Raw genomic sequence first — 253 nt, forward strand, 5'->3', positions numbered from 1 at the left:
CTGTATAATACCGAAGAATTGCGTAAAGAACTGCAAACAAGAGGGCACGACTTTACAACCCAGTCAGATACAGAAGTATTATTAACTGCGTATATTGAGTGGAAAGAACAGTGTGTGAACTATCTAAATGGCATTTTTGCATTTGGTGTGTGGGATGAACAAACGGCATCGCTCTTTCTGTGTCGTGATCGTCTAGGTGTTAAGCCTCTGTATTACACTGAGCAACAAGAAGGATTACTATTTGCATCGGAGG

1 pseudogene is annotated in these 253 nt (G+C 41.1%); it reads left to right on the forward strand.

Features of this window, described 5'->3' with window-relative positions:
• Positions 1–253: pseudogene (locus tag SB660_RS22225) on the forward strand (asparagine synthase (glutamine-hydrolyzing)); the annotation flags it as partial.

The sequence above is a fragment of the Bacillus sp. SIMBA_005 genome (assembly GCF_046535585.1).
In the GTDB taxonomy this organism is placed as follows: Bacteria; Bacillota; Bacilli; order Bacillales; family Bacillaceae; genus Bacillus; species Bacillus pumilus.